The following is a 2,504-nucleotide window of genomic DNA, read 5'->3' on the forward strand; positions in this document are numbered from 1 at the left end:
TGTTGATTCCAGCGTCAATCTGAGCCAGTTTGCAGTCGAATTTTGAGCCACACGGTTTAAAGGTATTTTTGGCTACTCGATTGTGGATAAGTCTACATCTGGAGCTTCCCCTTTCTGTATTTTTGCCTTGCTGGCTTTGCGTAATGGCTTGGCCTGCGCGCTGGAATTCCTGAACCTCCAGCTGTCATTGCCGGTCTCCACGATGTGGCAGTGATGGGTCAGTCGGTCCAGTAGTGCCGTGGTCATCTTGGCGTCACCAAACACGTTGGCCCATTCCGAGAAGCTAAGGTTGGTGGTGATCACCACACTGGTTCGCTCGTAAAGTTTGGACAGCAGGTGGAACAGCAAGGCACCACCGGATTGCGTGAATGGCAGATAGCCCATTTCATCCAGGATTACCATGTCCACGTACATCAGGCGGTAAGCCAGTTGCCCTGACTTACCCTGCGCCTTCTCTTGCTCCAGGGCGTTGACCAACTCGACCGTGGAGAAGAAGCGCACCCGTTTGCCATGGCTGCGGATTGCATTGACTCCGAGGCTGGTGGCCAGGTGCGTCTTGCCAGTTCCCGGCCCTCCGATGAGCACTACGTTGTGAGCCGACTCCAGGAACTTCATCTGGTGCAGATCAAGCACAAGGGCTTCATCTACATTGGCCTGGGTGAAGTCGAACCCTGCCAGATCACGATGTGACTGGAACCTTGCCACACGCATTTGGTAGGCCATCGAACGCACCTCACGCTGCGCCGATTCTGCCTTGAGCAACTGGTGCAGCACCGTTTCATGGTCCAGCGTCTTCAGGCGCGCTGTACCCAACACCTCTGGCCACGCGCTGGCCATACCGTGCAGACTCAAGCCCTTCAGGGCGGCAACGATGTCATTGGACATGGCCGACCTCCAGGATGCGCAAGCTGTCGTAACGCATGACGTTGGCCAAGGGTGGTGTCTGCAGGGTAAGTGGCGTATCGATCTTCAGCGTGGCCATAGGGCGCGCGGCATCTTTGAGACGGGCCAATGTGTTCAGAACGTGTTCGGCGCTTGCCCGCCCGGCCTCCAGAGCAATCTCTATGGCCGCCAGAACGGTGTCCAAGCCATGCAGTGGAATGGCGCTTAGAACCTGTGCCATTACACGGTCCCCGCCGGCGTTCTTGAGCAATTGCCGCTGCAACTCCTGCAGCGGCTCGGGCATGGTTTTAAAGGGAGCGCCATTGCGCAGGGCTCCGGGCTTGCGCTCTATCAGACTGATGTAGTGACGCCAGTCATAAAAGGTCTGGTCACGCTCGAAGCTGCGCACCAGGTCGACCACCTCACCGTGGCTGTCCACAATGCGCAGGATCTCGGGATAGGCCCGCAAGCTCACCACGGTGTTCACCCATTCACAAGGCACGCTGTAGCGGTTGCGCTGGAAGTGAATTAGCGCCGTGGAAGTGACCCGCGTTGGCAACTCCACATAGCCATCGAATGCCCTGGGCAAAGCCATCAGACGGCTGCGCTCATCCTGCATGACATCGGCCACTGTGAGCTCCGGCCAGTCCGGGTGGCTCAGTTCTGCCCAACTGTCCTGGCAGGCCTGCAGCAACCAGGCATTGAGCTCAGCAAGACTGGCCCAGCGCTTCTCTGCCGCTTCCCGCCAGATGTGCCGGCGCCGGTCCTGCACGTTCTTCTCCACTCGGCCCTTCTCCCAGCCCGCTGCGCGGTTGCAGAACTCGGCCTCAAACAGGTAATGCCCAGTCATCGATTCAAACCGGGCATTGACGCTGCGCTCCTTGCCTTTGCCCACCTTGTCCACTGCCGTTCGCATGTTGTCGTAGATGCCGCGCCTGGGCACGCCACCAAACACTTCAAAGGCCTTGGTGTGTGCATCAAACAGCATCTCATGGGACTGGGTAAAGTACGCCACCAGTACGAACGCCCGGCTGGCTGCCAGCTTGGTGTGTGCCACTTCCAGACGTTTGCGCAAGCCTCCAATCACCACGTATTCGCAGCTCCAGTCAAACTGGAAGGCCTCGCCGAGCTCAAAGCTCAGGGGCACGAACCCGGCATTGCGTGGGGCGTTGGCTTGCTCTTGCCGCCATTGGCTGCAAAAGCCGTAGACCAGATTCTTGCTGCCAGTAAAGCCCATGGCCCGGATGGCTTCAAAGTACGCCCGCACACTACGGCGCTCACGCTTGCCACGGTAACTGTCAGTCTTGAGCCAGCTTGCCAACTGATCACGATACGGGTCTAGCAGGCTTGGCGCCGGCGCCCGCTGCGGGTAGCGTGGCTCTACCATCTGTGGTTCGTTCAACCACTTGGCTGCCGTGTTTCTGGAAATGCGCAGCCGTCTGGCCGCTTCGCGCACAGATACGTTCTCACGTAACACCATGCGCCTGAGTTTGCTGAGGGTTCCCACGTCTATCACTCCTAATCACCCCTGCTCAAAAATGAAGCAAGGATTGTGGATAACGTGGCTCAGTTTTCGACTGGAATTCCTACTTTTTTGGCCCAACCTTCATTTGGAATCAACA

The 2,504-nt window shown here is 57.9% G+C and carries 2 protein-coding genes; both read right to left on the reverse strand.

The features are described from left to right. Window positions 1-72: 72 nt before the first annotated feature. A complete protein-coding gene (gene istB / locus DIC66_RS22660; protein ID WP_117180448.1) occupies window positions 73-885 on the reverse strand; it encodes an IS21-like element helper ATPase IstB in 813 nt (270 codons plus the stop codon). Continuing rightward, window positions 875-2,389, reverse strand: coding sequence for an IS21 family transposase (gene istA, locus DIC66_RS22665; RefSeq protein ID WP_117180449.1), 1,515 nt, complete (start codon window positions 2,387-2,389; stop codon window positions 875-877). The genes istB and istA overlap by 11 nt, the downstream gene beginning before the upstream one ends. Between the last annotated feature and the right edge of the window lie 115 nt (window positions 2,390-2,504).

It is taken from the genome of Rhodoferax lacus (assembly GCF_003415675.1).
Lineage (GTDB): Bacteria > Pseudomonadota > Gammaproteobacteria > Burkholderiales > Burkholderiaceae_C > Allorhodoferax > Allorhodoferax lacus.

Coding starts and splice junctions, on each gene's coding strand:
- istB (WP_117180448.1), bottom strand. CDS start 885: ATGTCCAATGACATCGTTGCCGCCCTGAAGGGCTTGAGTCTGCACGGT.